This is a genomic window from Vibrio sp. Isolate33 (assembly GCF_022397895.1).
GTDB lineage: Bacteria > Pseudomonadota > Gammaproteobacteria > Enterobacterales > Vibrionaceae > Vibrio > Vibrio pomeroyi.
The window spans coordinates 318,684-332,500 of sequence record NZ_JAKEUP010000001.1; the positions used below are offsets into that span (position 1 = coordinate 318,684).

At 43.1% G+C, this 13,817-nt stretch carries 11 protein-coding genes; 6 read left to right on the plus strand and 5 right to left on the minus strand.

Annotated features, from left to right (window positions below; translation table 11 throughout):
* Nucleotides 1-19 precede the first annotated feature (19 nt).
* The gene (locus tag L1D37_RS01370) at nt 20-2,323 is read left to right on the plus strand and encodes a glycoside hydrolase (protein WP_239846605.1); all 2,304 of its coding nucleotides are present in this window, start codon (nt 20-22) and stop codon (nt 2,321-2,323) included.
* A 130-nt stretch (nt 2,324-2,453) separates the two neighbouring features.
* On the opposite strand, the gene L1D37_RS01375 is transcribed toward L1D37_RS01370, so the two are convergent.
* Nucleotides 2,454-3,356 carry a LysR family transcriptional regulator gene (locus L1D37_RS01375; protein ID WP_239846606.1) on the minus strand — a complete coding sequence of 301 codons (903 nt, stop codon included), beginning with the start codon at nt 3,354-3,356 and terminating at the stop codon, nt 2,454-2,456.
* A 128-nt stretch (nt 3,357-3,484) separates the two neighbouring features.
* Here L1D37_RS01375 and L1D37_RS01380 point away from each other — a divergent pair, with 128 nt between their 5' ends.
* Nucleotides 3,485-4,549 carry an HlyD family secretion protein gene (locus L1D37_RS01380; protein ID WP_239846607.1) on the plus strand — a complete coding sequence of 355 codons (1,065 nt, stop codon included), beginning with the start codon at nt 3,485-3,487 and terminating at the stop codon, nt 4,547-4,549.
* Between the two features lie 3 nt (nt 4,550-4,552).
* Entirely contained in the window at nt 4,553-6,103 is a 1,551-nt protein-coding gene (locus L1D37_RS01385) for a DHA2 family efflux MFS transporter permease subunit (RefSeq protein ID WP_239846608.1), read from the plus strand.
* A 102-nt stretch (nt 6,104-6,205) separates the two neighbouring features.
* Here the strand turns inward: L1D37_RS01385 and L1D37_RS01390 are convergent, their stop codons facing one another.
* The 3 genes from L1D37_RS01390 to L1D37_RS01400 form a co-directional block, all read right to left on the minus strand.
* Entirely contained in the window at nt 6,206-6,616 is a 411-nt protein-coding gene (locus L1D37_RS01390) for a phosphate ABC transporter substrate-binding protein (RefSeq protein WP_176679759.1), read from the minus strand.
* A 9-nt stretch (nt 6,617-6,625) separates the two neighbouring features.
* A complete protein-coding gene (locus L1D37_RS01395; protein WP_239846609.1) occupies nt 6,626-7,762 on the minus strand; it encodes a hypothetical protein in 1,137 nt (378 codons plus the stop codon).
* A 131-nt stretch (nt 7,763-7,893) separates the two neighbouring features.
* Nucleotides 7,894-9,507, minus strand: a complete 1,614-nt coding sequence (locus L1D37_RS01400) for a methyl-accepting chemotaxis protein (RefSeq protein ID WP_176679761.1) — start codon at nt 9,505-9,507, stop codon at nt 7,894-7,896.
* A 361-nt stretch (nt 9,508-9,868) separates the two neighbouring features.
* Here L1D37_RS01400 and L1D37_RS01405 point away from each other — a divergent pair, with 361 nt between their 5' ends.
* The 3 genes from L1D37_RS01405 to L1D37_RS01415 all read left to right on the plus strand — a co-directional run bounded on the left by L1D37_RS01405 (nt 9,869) and on the right by L1D37_RS01415 (nt 13,113).
* Nucleotides 9,869-11,458, plus strand: coding sequence for a response regulator (locus L1D37_RS01405; RefSeq protein WP_176679762.1), 1,590 nt, complete (start codon nt 9,869-9,871; stop codon nt 11,456-11,458).
* The gene (locus tag L1D37_RS01410; RefSeq protein ID WP_132762834.1) at nt 11,452-11,784 is read left to right on the plus strand and encodes an Hpt domain-containing protein; all 333 of its coding nucleotides are present in this window, start codon (nt 11,452-11,454) and stop codon (nt 11,782-11,784) included. Before L1D37_RS01405 ends, L1D37_RS01410 begins: the two co-directional genes overlap by 7 nt.
* Before the next feature lie 432 nt (nt 11,785-12,216).
* The gene (locus L1D37_RS01415; RefSeq protein ID WP_239846610.1) at nt 12,217-13,113 is read left to right on the plus strand and encodes a sigma-70 family RNA polymerase sigma factor; all 897 of its coding nucleotides are present in this window, start codon (nt 12,217-12,219) and stop codon (nt 13,111-13,113) included.
* A 159-nt stretch (nt 13,114-13,272) separates the two neighbouring features.
* Here the strand turns inward: L1D37_RS01415 and L1D37_RS01420 are convergent, their stop codons facing one another.
* Nucleotides 13,273-13,629, minus strand: coding sequence for a hypothetical protein (locus L1D37_RS01420; RefSeq protein WP_210472828.1), 357 nt, complete (start codon nt 13,627-13,629; stop codon nt 13,273-13,275).
* Nucleotides 13,630-13,817: the final 188 nt, after the last annotated feature.

The following is a 13,817-nucleotide window of genomic DNA, read 5'->3' on the forward strand; positions in this document are numbered from 1 at the left end:
TTCTTTACGGAACCTAGATATGCTCAGTGTACGTCACCATCTTAACTTTACGTCTTTCGCCATCGCGGCTCTCTTCAGCACTTGTACGTTCTCAGCAAACGCACAAGACAGCCAGATAACGCTAACGAATACCAACAACAGCGACACAGTATCGATTTCAACGGAAACACTGAAGATTGATTGGAATGACTTAAGCGTGAATAGCGATGCTCTGACCGTTGATCGTCAGCCTCAGCAAGTCACTAAACTTGTCGCTCACTCAAAAGCCATAGCATCTTGGACGCTGATACCAAGCGGAATCCATGTTGAAGCTGAATTGAAGCAAAATGATCTTCTTGTCCAATTCACCTTACCTACAAAGACAGAAGTAAAACGAAATCACCCCATTGAACTCGCTTGGTTTGACCTTGCAGAGCAGCAAACTCAAACCCTATTCCTGCCCTTTAGCGAAGGGATGCGCGTGCCTACCGACAATAAGCAGTGGGCAAACTATCTAGTCGCCAATCATTCTGGAAGCAACACAACTCAAGACTTAAAAATGCCGTTTTGGACCGTGCAACAGAAGGATCAATTCATCAGTTACCAGTTGGTCAACCCAACCAACAATCTTTTGTTTTTTTCTAACTCGTCCGCTAATACAAACACCAAAATTGATATGAACGCATCACATCAATTTACCATGCTGAACAAGTTTCAGCCTTTCACGATTCGCATAACAATTGGCGATTCTTGGTTAGATGGTGCCAAACAATACCGAGATTGGCGCGTTAAGAACGGCCTCTCTAAATCGCTTGTCGAAAAGGAAAAGCGTGATCCTGACGTGAGCAAGCTAATTGGCGCGAGCCACGTTTATCTGTTTGGTAAAGACCCATTGAGCATCCAAGATGTGAACGACTGGTGGGGATTAAACGCTTGGTACCTAGAGAAGTCAAAACTGATTGTTCCAAGTGAAGCCAAGCGAGAACTGTCTTCACTGTCTAAAGGCAAAGATTGGTTCAGTCAATATCACAAGCAGCTGTTGTTGGACTCTATCAGCCAATCACTGCAAGGCTTATATCCTGTTGCCACTCCAACACTCACTGACAACGCTATTAGAGCTCAATATACCGCTGCGCAACACAAGAAAAGCTGGTTGATTAAGAGCGCGTCTTCTTATCTCAATGCACCTGAAACTTGGGGACAAGCCTTGTCATCGGACATGGTCAGCAACCTAAATAAAGCGGGCCTGAATAAGCTTTGGCTGGGTTTTGATAATTGGATGCCAGCTTTCTATCAACCGAACGCGGTGGAACTGGCTAAACAGTCTGGTTATCTGGTTGGAACCTACGACTCCTACAACACTGCCATACCAGCTAAGTTAAATGACAACTGGCTAACGGCTCAATTACCTACACCTATTCGCGAGACGTGCGCGATTGAACTAGCGGATGGCAGCTTGAAAAAAGGATTCCGAGGTAACGGTTATTATCTAAATCCGAATTGCCATTTAGATTACGTAAAGCAGCGCGCTCAAGACATTATGAGGTTCGGCAACTTCAATAGCTTGTTCTTAGATGTGGATGCGACAGCAATGGCGCGTGAGGAATATCGAGACAATTCCAATGAGTCGGATATGCTTTCTGCCTTTAATAACCGAATGCAGTGGTTAAGTGAGCAACCAAATTTGGTGTTGGGTTCTGAAGATGGCAATAGCCTGACAACCAAAGGCATCGCGTTTGCACACGGCTTAGAAACGGTCGGCTTTGGTTGGACAGACAAAGACATGAAAGAAAACCGCAAGTCGCCTTATTACTTAGGTCGCTGGTACCCTGATCATAAGCCGGACTTTTTCTTCAAATCGGCAAAAGTGAAAGAACCCTATAAGTCACTGCTGTTTTCGCCTCAATACCGAATTCCGCTATACCAAGCCGTATTCCATGATGAGGTGATTAACACGCACCACTGGCATTCAGACAGTCTCAAGTTCAGCAATGTGAAAGCCAACCGCGATTTAACTGCCATGCTTTACAACACACCTGCGATGGTTCATTTGACAAGAGATGAAGCATTATCTAGCTCAAGCACCAGGCTAAAGGCATTGAAGCACTATCAAGACGGTTTCGAACCTATACACAAGCAGCTATGGGATAAGCAGTTGGTCGATTTCGACTGGTTAGACAAAAACGGCGATGTTCAACAAACCGTATTCAGTGACGACAGTAAGATCATCGCGAATTTCTCTGACCAAGCGTTTAGCCAAAACGGCGTCACAATAGCAGCGACTTCTATCAAAGCTATGTTGAGCAATGGACAATTCGTTGAATGGAAACCAACGCTGAATTGATTACGTTTGTGCTCTCGTCCTTAATGTCAGGTCTTAATATTCAGTTCTTTAGCTCTTTGTTTCCCATAATTTTCTGTTTAGATGCTAAAGAACTGAGGGCTCTGAATCACTTCGATAGACTAGACGAACACTACTTATTCTTCTCACTGAGGAATGCCGTTAGTAAGTAGTCAATAAACACCTTTTTTCGTTTGGGCATGAGCTGCCTATCGGCGTACACCAAGCTAACCGAGACTTGTGGCATGTCGTATTCTGGCAGCAAGTGCACCAACCGACCTGTTTTAAAATGTTCTCGACAGATGAACTCAGGGAGCACCGCAAGCCCTAACCCATCGACACATGCTGTCAAACACGCGGTAATGGTATTCACCTTCAGCTGGCTTGGCAGCTCGATATATTCAGACTCTCCATCATCAAGCTGCAACTTCCATTTAGGTAAACGTGCCGCTTTATTCGAGACTTCAATCATACGAAATGGTGACTTGAGATCCTTGGGCGTTTTAATTTCGCCAAATTGCTCTAAATATTTAGGGCTGGCGACCAACACTCGCCCTGAAGTCGTCAAAAAACGAGAAACCAAACTGGAATCTGCCAACTCACCGATTTGCGCATAAAGATCGATGCCTTCACCAATAATATCGACTTCTCGATTAGTCAGTTCCAAGTTCATCGTTACATTCGGGTATTCAAGCAGAAAGCTGTGAATATACTTCGCTAACACTTGATGTCCCAGCTCGACAGGCAACACCACATTTAGAGGGCCTCGAATCAGGTCTTGATTGGCAGAAACCTCTAGCTCAGCTTGATTCATGATCTCGTGCATTTGCATACTCGACTGATAGAAGCGCTCACCTTCCGGTGTTAATACCAAACTTCGTGTCGAACGAGTGATCAATCTCACACCTAGGTGCTGTTCTAGCTCGGCCAGTTTTCGACTGACGGTCGACTTCGTCATGTTCAAGGCTTCAGCTGCGTGTGTAAAACTCCCACAATCAACCACTTGTGTAAAAATAGTGACCGCATTTAAGTCCATCCGACCTCCCCAAACTCGCTATTAGTAAGATTTTTGCAACAGTGTTTCCCTTTTTTCCTATCTTATCAATCAATGACTTTCATTTACAATTCGTTACATCTAAATAAAAACAAAATGAGAAAATAGAAATGACAGAGAACAACAACGCTTCGCAATCAGTAAGCACAAAAAAACGTAAAAAAGCACCGCTTATTGCTACTGCGATCATGCTGTCATTGGGTTTAGCCGGCGCTGGATATTGGTATGGCTACGGCCAGTATTTTGAATCGACCGATAACGCCTACTTACAAGGCGACATCACCAATATTAGCCCTAAAGTATCTGGCTATATTGTTAAGTCTTACGTGAGTGATAACCAATCGGTGAAAGAAGGCGACCTATTGGTTCAAATTGATGACCGTGATTACCAAGCAGCCCTTGCTCAAGCGAATGCCCATTTAGCCGTCGTACAATCCGACGTAAAGAACTTAATCGCTCAACAAACGTTACAACGTAGCAAAATCAACCAAGCAGAAAGTGGCGTCGACTCTGCCGAAGCAGAATATGAACGTGCGATCCAACAAGTGCAGCGCTCTCGCAGCTTATTAAAACGCAATTACGCTTCTCAAGATGAAGTCGATAGCATGGTCGCTCAACAAAAAGTGACCCTTGCTGACTTAGAAGAAGCGAAAGCCAACCTTGTCGCTACCAATGACCAACTCATCGTTATTGCGAGCGAAATTGAGCAAGCCAAAGCCTCAGTAACAGAAGCGCAAGCACAACAAGATCAAGCACAACTCAACCTTGATTACACCAAAGTCTACGCACCTACTGATGGCATCATTGGTAAGCGCAGTGTGCGTGAAGGTTTATTGATTCAAGCCGGTGCTCCGCTTATGAGTCTAGTGCCTAACAACCAAGTGTGGATTGAAGCAAACTTCAAAGAGACACAGCTAAGTGGCATTCACAAAGGTCAAACGGTTGAAGTTGAGCTAGACGCTTTTCCAGGACAGCCACTTGAAGGCGTGGTAGACAGCTTCTCCCCTGCGACTGGCGCTAAGTTCGCGCTGCTGCCACCTGAAAATGCGACAGGTAACTTCACCAAAATTGTTCAACGTGTCCCTGTGAAAATTACCATTCCAGATCAGCAAGAGTTGAAAGGTCGATTGCTTCCTGGTTTGTCTGTGGTTGCGACCATCGATAAACGAGGCTAGACCATGAGCAGCGCTGGTGTTGTCACCTCAACTCATGATGAGGACAAAGTATCAACTCGCCATTGGATCGCCCTATTCGGCGGATTGATTGGTGCGTTTATGGCGATCTTGGATATCCAGATCACCAACTCGTCCCTTAAAGATATTCAAGGTGCCTTGTCTGCAACCTTGGATGAAAGTTCATGGATCTCGACGTCATACCTAGTTGCGGAGATGATTGCTATTCCGCTCAGTGGTTGGCTTTCAAAAGCGCTCGGTAAGCGTCGTTATCTCACGTGGACTACGGCAATCTTTACCATTTCATCTTTGCTGTGCTCGTTTTCGTGGAACATGACATCAATGATCGTGTTCCGTGCGATGCAAGGTTTTAGTGGTGGTGCATTAATCCCACTCGCGTTCTCCTTGGTTATTCAACTACTGCCTATCAACAAACGCGCCGTCGGCATGGCGCTGTTTGGTGTTACCGCGACGTTTGCTCCGTCTATTGGCCCAACGTTTGGTGGTTGGTTGACCGAGAACTTCTCGTGGCACTACATCTTTTACATCAATATTCCACCCGCTCTGCTCGTGATCACCATGATCCGCTATGGCTTGGACGATGAAAAACTCGACCTTGGTACGTTGAAAAAAGCCGACTGGTTCGGCATCGCAACCATGGCACTAGGTTTAGGTTGTTTGGAAGTGGTGCTAGAAGAAGGCAACCGTGAAGAATGGTTTAGCTCAAGCTTTATCGTTGGCTTGAGTATTGTGTCTGCGGTCAGTTTGGTTTACTTCGTGATAAACGAGTTGCAACACAAGAAGCCACTGGTGAACTTGCGGCTATTGCGGGATGCGCAGTTTGCGATGTCTTGTATCGCCTATCTGATTTTAGGTATGGCGTTGCTCGGGTCTATCTATGTATTACCGCTGTACCTAACGCAAATTCAGCAATACAACGCGATGGAAATCGGCGAAGTTCTGATGTGGATGGGTTTTCCTCAGTTACTGATATTTCCAATCGTACCTAAGTTAACCCAAATCATTAAGCCTAAATACTTGGTGACCTTCGGCTTCGCGATGTTTGGTTTCAGCTGTTACGTGAACACCCACATGACAATTGATTTTGGTGGTCAGCAGTTGATTTTATCTATGCTTCTGCGCGCTATTGGCAGCCCGTTTATTATGGTTCCGTTGTCTTTGGTGGCCATGAAGAACATAAGCAAAATCGACACACCGGATGCTTCGACTTTAACCAACGTAATGCGCAACCTAGGTGGTGCGTTCAGCATTGCAATTATCGCTACGCTACTGGATAACAAAACCCGTGAGCATCTTGCCCATATCAAAGAGTCGCTACCTTCAGTGAGTCAACTTGGTTGGCAAACACTCAAAGATCAGCAAGCGTTCTTTATCCAATCAGGCAGTGATGCAGCGACAGCAATGCAACAAGCACAGGCAAGCTTACTTGGAACCATGCAACGTGACGCCGCTATCATGGCCTATAACGATGTGTTCTTAATGATGACGGCATTCTTAGCGTTAGCCGCTGTATTGATTCTGAATATGCGTGATTAGAGCTAAATTGATTCATCATTCAACTCAGCGAAAGTAAAAACACGAAAGCCCGATAACAACTTAGTTATCGGGCTTTATAAATCTGCGTTATTGAATCAGATACTAGTACTTAAGCAATACTTTAACTTCGCTGGTAAGCGCAGCTTCATCAACATAACCAATCGCGTTCGCGTTTGAAGCGACTTGATTGATCACAGCACTGTAGTCAGCGACTTGGATTGGCGCTTCTGCTTTGCCAGTGAACACCAGTCGAGCCCAACCCGATTGCAGCTGAGACTCAGAACGACCCGTTGCTACTTCATGGAAAGCAATTCGACCTGCAGCGCCATCAACAAGCTCTACAATTTGTGCTCTACTGCCATTACCCAATTGGTTTGAATTGCCCATGAATAATCTTTTCACATCAGCACTGGTTAACGCATCTACACCTGCGTTATTACCGATAACAACCATACCCGCAGCGGCATTAAATGAAATGAATGTTGCTGCTATAAACGTTACTAACTTTTTCATACTGATACCTTAGAATACGAAATCTAACTTAGCTGAATACAAGATTGAGTCATCTTCAAAGAAATTACCCGTTGCGATAAGTGGGTTACTAGTTGTTTCGATATTCTCTTGGAAGCCGCCGCTGGTACCTTTGTAGTCAACATAAGTTACATCGACTTTAAGTGACATATTCTTAGCAAAATCCCAACGAGAGCCGACCGCATAAGATAAACGCTCGTAGTTCATAGCTTCTCTAAGTGACGAAGATGGTAGGTTTACACGCTCTTCGTTATCAGTAGTTTCAACCCAGTTGATAGTGATATAAGGGGTAAACTCATTCACTCTGTAACCAACTAATGTTGAAATAGATTGGTAATCATAGAACTCACCATCTAACTGTACATCTGCGCCTTCGATGTTTGCGATTAGATCACCGTTGTCGTATTGCGCGCCAATCGAAATAAACTGGCCATCTTTGCTGTCTAACATCTGAGCCATCTTGCAGTAAGTATCAGACGAGCTATTAAAATCACAAGATGGGTTCGATTCAGCAACAAAGTAAGAACCACGGAACGTCATATCCCCTACGTTCCAGTTCGCACTTACACCCATCAGCTTATCAAGTTTAACTTCACCAACAATCGAGTCATCTTCGTCAATAGTGCCAATACCAACAACAGGTTGAATCAATAGGCTGGAGTTTTCAAACTCTACAGGAATCAACAGATCAGCACCGGTATAGCTTTTTAAAACAATATTTTCGTACAGCTCTTGCGAAGGGCGAATCATAGGGTATGCGTAACCAAGATCCGTGTAATCTGAGTAGAAAAACAGAGGCAGACGTAGCTTACCAGCGCGAGCTGTAAAACTGTCAAAGTCGTATGATGCATACGCCATCTCGATCTTCGGTTCATAATCATAGCGGCTGTTCGCAACGATCTGGGTAACGAACTTCGCTCTCTCATTCACTTTAAAATCAAACTGAAGCCCAGCAAGTGTCTCTTGTTCCCATTCAAGATTCTCACTGGTGTATCCTGCGTAATTAACATCATTGTTCGCTTTCCCAATACCTACGGAGCCAAAACCACTGATACTAATATCTTCCATACTTGCAGCATTAACACCACAAGCAACACTTACTAAAGCAGCAATTACTGTCTTTTTCATAACGAACTCCACAGTTATGTTTTCATTTTTATAATTAGTAGCCCCAAATTCGAGGCAAACTCCCGCTGTTCTTCTTGGTTGTAATCAAGAAAAACATCATTTAGAAAAACAGCAGGAAGAATTAAGGACGATTAACGAATCTTAAAATGACCCGTTAATTCAGATAGGTTTCGTGTGATTTTTTGAATATCTTGCGCGACTGAATCAACTTGTTGAACACTGTCAGTAGTACCTTCAGCCATATCACGAATATCCGTTACAAACGTTTCAATATGAGACGAGGTTTGCTCTTGCTCTTCAGTTGCCGATGCAATGCTGTCGTTACGTTGACTAATATCCAAAACATCTTTGGTGATCTGAATAAGAGACTTCTCCGCGACTAATGACTGTTCAACACAATTCTCAGCTTTGATTGCGCTTTCAGAGATAATTTTTGACGCCATTTTTGCTTGCTCTTGCAGTCGAGAAAGCACGGACTGGATCTCTTGTGTCGAGCTTTGCGTTCTGGATGCTAGCGTACGAACTTCATCAGCTACGACAGCGAAGCCTCTTCCCTGTTCCCCCGCTCTTGCAGCTTCAATAGCTGCATTTAATGCAAGTAAATTGGTTTGCTCAGCAATTGCGCTGATTGAATCGAGTATCGAGCCAGCACTTTGAGTATTCGTATCCAATTGCCCAACAACTTTTGAAGCTTGACGGACATCGGTAGTCAGTTCTTGTACCGCTAGAATGGTACTTTTCACCTGTACTTCGCCCATAGACGCTTGTTCGCTTGCACTTGTAGCAGACAGCGATGCATCACTTGCATTGTTTGCAATATCTTTAGCCGCGCTAAATAGTTGCAGCAAAGATTGGGATACCTCCTCAATAGCCACATGTTGGTTCTTAGATAAAGTACGTGTATTTTGGCTTGAACTCACTAAAGAACGCGAAATAGAATCTAACTCCACTACGTTTTCAATGGTCTCTGTAACATTACGTTGCAGATGAGAAACGAACGCATTAAACGAGTCAACTAATGGTTTAAGTTCATCGTTTTTCTCATGTTTAAGCCGAATAGTTAAGTCACCTTCGCCTTCCGCTATATCTCTCATTTTATCGCTTATATTGGCTAAGTCTTTACGTATGGCATAGACAACAAACCAACCAAAGATACACAATGAAATCAACGCTAAAATGCCAAGCACTCTCATAATCTGGTTTGAACGAAGATTGTTTTCTTCAAGAGAAGTTACTGAGCTTTCGAAATCAGAAATTCGAGCGGCGGAAAAGTCGTTAATACCTTTGGTCAACACTTCCAGTATTTCACTGCTCTGTTTAGCCAGTTGTCCTGCTTCACTCAGTGAAATATCCGCTTCGATCATCCCTTCAGCTATTCGGTACGCAGAATCAAAATAAGCTTTCGTATTTTCTTGAAGTTCAGAAATTGAATGCTCTATAGATGGGTCTAACTCAGCCTGTAATTCGAAGTTAGCAAGAATCGCTTTATATGTTGTAACGTTCATTGCTAGCAGTTCTTCATCACCTAGCGTAACAGCTAGATTGAATCGCTCTGCAAGTTGATCGATTAAAACCTTATTCATTGATGAAGAGTCCATGATTGGATAAATAACTTCATCTATTCGATTCACTTGTTCATTGTTGTTACTTAAGGCCCCCTCACCCACAAATAAAATACTACTGAAGCCAGAAAACGAAAAAAGGCACAAAGCCAAAACTTTATTTTTTATGGAAAGCGAAAACATCAAATATCCTTATAAACGGAATAATACACCGTGTTTTATTTCTAAGAATACTTGTAGGGATACACGTCAACAATTCACATAAAAGATGATCACCACAAATAATTTCGATTAAATACATAAGTACGGTAAATAATATGCATCAGGTAAAATAATTATCATTATGATTAGGTACCGATACATAAAGTAAAACAACGATAAAACAGAGGGCTATACGCGCTAAAAACTCAATCCAATTAAACTTTTATCCTGTAAATAATCGACATAACAACAAGGACTTAAAGTGATCTCATTAAAGAAGATGCCGTCTTGACAATGTGCAACCTGACACCTAAATTAAAAATAACATTTGGTATTGAGGAAAATGGATTTGACCTTACCACCAGACCTACGGGTTTTGATTGTCGACGACTCTAAAAGTGCAACGATACTTATCAAGCAACAATTGGCGAGCCTTGGCATTTCGCGCGACTGCATCTTCATTGCAACCGATTATCGACAAGCCATAAAAGCGGTCGAGACGCACTCTTTTCACGTTCTCCTCATTGATTACCACTTAGAGCAATCATTCACAGGGTTTGAATTGTTGGGCATTCTTTACCGAAATCGACTTATTGATCATACGGTTGCGACGATTCTACTTTCCGGTGATATGCGCCAAGAAACCGTACTAACCGCCCTATCCGGCGAAGCGCATCATTTCATTTCTAAACCGATCCACACTCAGTCGTTGGGTAAGAAAATCCAAAATGCTGTGTTCGAATCTCAACAAATTGATCAGCTAAACCGCCTCTACCCGATTAACACTCCTGAAGTGCTGAAACAGGCGCTAGCGATTCCTAATAACCAAGTGAACGTACAATTCGAAGCGACACTGATCGAGCACTTGATTGCGGATAAAAAATGGGACTTGCTGTCAAACGTTCTCACGACTTCGAAAACAAAAATGCACCCGACCAAGTTGGTTGCAGAGGCATTAATTTTAGACAGCTTAGGTAAACCGAACCTAGCGATAGAGAAACTGCACAATTATTTGATTGTGCAGCCGCTGTCACTAAACGTGATTGATTGCTTAAGCTGTATCTATGAAAAACATAAGATGTTGCTGCCTGCGCTTAAGCTAGCGATACGAGCATTTGAAATGACGCCGAGCATCAGCCATCGCGCAATCAGAGCGATCGATTTGGCCGAGAACGTCGACAATACGCACATGTTGATTAAGCTTGGGGAAATGTATGCAACCCACATTTCGTCTGCCGATATTGATGTGATTAATTCGATTGGCACGCACTACGACTCTTTAAAAGCAACCTACCAACGAGAAACTCAGACAAGTAACAAACGTATGTTGCTTGAGCACGCCAACCAATTCACTGAGTTGGTGAATTTAAAGCTCCCAGCAAAGCTACAACAACAAGTTTTAGCCAGCCTTGCCCTGTTCCAGAGCAGTATATTGCTGATAGAAAACAGTCCTTTGGTTGCCCATAAGAAAGTGATACGAGCAACCAAACTGTTATCGAATCATTTTTTCAACCAACCGACTTCGCTGCTAGCTCAATTGTTGCCTTTGCTTAGCCACTTTGGCGAATATTCGTTGTACCACCTTGTAGCGGAATGCCTCAAATCTCGTGGGGAGCCAGTACAAGAACAACTGGCGTCAAACACAGCCGACCCGTCCACATGCATCAATATCGGAAATTCGGGGTCGATCCAAGAATTAAAAGATTACATTCACAATTACCCTTATTCAGTCGCCGCTAAACTTGACTATCTATATGCCGTCAATAACGCTCACATAGAGGTAAACCTTAGTGACGAATACGTAGAAGAACTGACACAGCTAGAACTTCCACCAAGATGGAACCAATGGATCAGTGATTCATCAAGGTATGGTTTTTCCACTAAGCCACCTAGCCCATTCTCAACAAGCAGCCGACAGGAGTCTATATGCTAGATTTTGATGCTTTAAATGCCTACTTAGATAATGACAGAGAAGTGATTTACGCTGTGCTGTCGACTTACCAAGAAGACCATGGCAATTCACTCGAAGAGATAGAAGAATTAGTACAACAACAAGATTGGGGCAAGCTTCATTTCACTGTGCATACCTTGAAAGGCATATTAGCCAGCTTTGGCGAAGAGACTGCTACAGTGGCCTTAGAAAGAGTCGAACAAAACACACTTAATAAGCTTGCGCCACAAGACGATGATCTTTCCGTTATCTACAGCGAGATGAAGATCATCAACCAGCAAATCGACGAAGTACTTGCTACTTACTAGTCAATGTATTGAGCTTTCAAGCATCGCTTTTTAAGCTTGGTGTAGCGGTCAATATCCACAGAACAGGTCTGAGAGCTGAGGGACTTTGGAAACATGGAACCTCGACTCTTGCCATTTTCGCCTCATTTCCCCTACCAATTATATAGCTGACTCACACCTATAAATTCACTCAACCTATCTACATACGTCAATGCATAACACATGCTTTATAAACCATGCATCTTCATGTTTTAGTTGAAATAACGCCCCTCTCAATAAGATGCAACTTAGTTAAATATTTGTAGGTATTTTTGTGACAAAAACATATGAAATTGCATTTTATTTATTGGTAAAGGAGAAAGTGTTATCTACACTCTAATGAAACCAAGCGTTAATCACTTGGTGGCATAATAATAAAATAAAACGTTCAGTCGGCTAGATAAGGACAAGGAAATGAACAATGACAGTTTTGCTGCGTTTCAGGGGCTCACGGATGACACACCCATTAAAGAATCATTTTCTGCCAACGCAGAACCTTATGCTCACTATCTAAAGGATATTGTGGGCATTGATCTATTGTCGCGTGAAGATGAACTTTATTACGCGAAATTGAACCGTGCCGGAGATAAACAAGCGCGCGACGTAATGATCGAATCGAACCTGCGACTTGTTGTAAAAATCGCGAAAAGTTACCTAAAGCGTAAAGGCAACAACTTCACGCTGCTAGACCTTATCGAAGAAGGTAATATCGGTCTGATTAAGGCTATTGATAAATACGACCCAGAACCTGGCTATCGTTTTTCAACCTATGCCGTGTGGTGGATTCGCGAAAACATTGAAGCCGCTTTAATGAACAAAGGGCGCACCGTCCGATTGCCTGCTCATGTCTGTAAAGAGATTAATAGCCTTGCCTCAAAGAAGCTCGATGTCAGCAAAAAGATGAGCAAAGAGATCTCAATATCCGAGCTATCGAACAGCTCTGGAGTAAAAGCTGAACGTGTCGATCAACTGGTCGCGTTAAGCGGTTTTATTGACGTAACAACAACCGTAGGCATCAGCCATGCTCCACTCGTGCTGGAACAATGCGAAAGCGAATACATCCCCGACCCTCAACAAGACTGTGAAGATCAATCATTCACACACGCGCTTGAAGAGATCATCAACACATTGCCACCAAAATTACAGAAGGTGCTTATTCACCGTTTCGGCTTCTTCGATAACAAAGTAAAAACGTTATCTGAGATTGGACAAATGTTGGATGTGAATGTGTCTAATGAGCGTGTTAGACAGATGCAGAAAGAAGCAGTCGAGAGAATTCAAAAGCGACTTAAATTCGATGGTTGGGTCTAAGGAAATTAGCCACTGGGAAGATCAGCAATCAAGCAAACAAAACTGATCGGCTAGAACACTGAATAGCTAGATTAGACATTTAAAGAAAAATCATAAGGGTGAGCTTTCAAGCTTGCCCTTTTTGTTGGTTAACAGACTTACTGAGTTGCACTGGCGTATTTACTGCCTCAACAAAGTAGTACGTTCACTGCGTAGAATGAGGTAATTGACGTAGGTCGTCTCAAGGCTGTCTTGTTCCCACACAGACAAAATGCGCTTGGCTGCGAAGTAATAATCTTTGTTCCTCAACAACATTCCAACCGTACGGCTGAGTTTCTCAAATCGAACTTGATCGCTGACAGAAATATAATCGTCATCACTTTGAATAATCGGTGCTAAACCATCGGCAAACCAATTGTTTAGAATTTCTCGCATCTCCAATTCAGATTCGGGTACATCAACGCTAGACAACTCTCGATGTTGAGGTGGTGGTACGATGTATTTGGATGCTTGTGGCGAACTGACATATCGATACATGTCGTCCCTCCTTTTAACTGACTCTTCTAATAATTAAGGACATTTTTATTGGTTCACAAGTTTTAATGCCCAGTTTTTAACAGCAATTTGTCATAGCAAGTAACGAGTAAGACAGCACAAATAAAAAAGCCATGCAAAGCGCGCTCTGCATGGCTCTGATGAGGGCAACATTACGCTGCCCTATCTAT